At 47.4% G+C, this 677-nt stretch carries 1 protein-coding gene; it reads right to left on the bottom strand.

Features of this window, described 5'->3' with window-relative positions:
- A partial coding sequence (gene panB, locus R7Q48_RS27815; RefSeq protein ID WP_318133515.1) for a 3-methyl-2-oxobutanoate hydroxymethyltransferase occupies nucleotides 1-639 on the bottom strand: 639 nt, incomplete at its 3' end.
- Nucleotides 640-677: the final 38 nt, after the last annotated feature.

Genomic DNA, 677 nt, shown 5'->3' on the forward strand with positions numbered 1-677 from the left:
AAGAATCTGACCATCCGTTACGTTACCCGCACCGATACCGATGACTGGCACGTCGAGTACTTTAGTAATGCGCTCTGCCAGTTCAGCAGGCACACATTCTAGTAGGACGATTTGAGCGCCTGCTTCTTGTAGCGCTAACGCATCTTTTACCATGCGATCCGCTTTTTCTTGATCGCGACCTTGGATTTTGTAACCACCAAAAATGTTAACAGACTGAGGGGTTAAACCAAGGTGAGCACAGACTGGCACTGCGCGTTCAGTAAGCATCTTAACGGTATCAACTAGCCAGTCGCCGCCTTCGATTTTTACCATGTTTGCGCCTGCGCGCATCAATTTTGCTGCGTTCTCACACGCTTGCTCTGGTGTTGCGTAGCTCATGAATGGCATATCGGCCATTAGTAAGCAATTCGGGCTGCCAGCACGCACACAGCGAGTGTGGTACACGATGTCGTCTACCGTTACTGGTAGCGTATCGTTTTCACCTTGCAATACCATACCAAGTGAATCACCAACTAAAAGAACGGGCATTTCTTGGCTTTCAAAAAGTTGTGCAAAGCTCGCATCGTAAGCGGTTGAAGTAGCAAATTTACGACCTTCTTGCTTCCACTTGATTAGGTCGTTGATGGTCATCTTTTTCATTGTTTTATCCTTACTAGGAGCTGGCTATGACTGCCAAA

The sequence above is a fragment of the Vibrio sp. 378 genome (assembly GCF_033339435.1).